The organism is Pseudoneobacillus rhizolycopersici, assembly GCF_054786815.1.
The window spans coordinates 1-206 of sequence record NZ_JBTOOE010000309.1; the positions used below are offsets into that span (position 1 = coordinate 1).

Genomic DNA, 206 nt, shown 5'->3' on the forward strand with positions numbered 1-206 from the left:
CCCCGAATACCAGAGCCACAATCTGGCGTGTTAACCACTTCACCACGACCGCCATCATATGAAAAACTTTAATTGGCAGGGGTAGTAGGAATCGAACCCACACCAAAGGTTTTGGAGACCTTCGTTCTACCTTTAAACTATACCCCTATATAAATGGTGGTGGGGGACGGATTCGAACCGCCGAACCCACAGGGAGCGGATTTACA

1 tRNA gene is annotated in these 206 nt (G+C 49.0%); it reads right to left on the bottom strand.

Annotated elements, in window-relative coordinates:
• Positions 1–73 precede the first annotated feature (73 nt).
• A tRNA-Trp gene (locus ACX9YW_RS23880) sits at positions 74–147 on the bottom strand.
• Between the last annotated feature and the right edge of the window lie 59 nt (positions 148–206).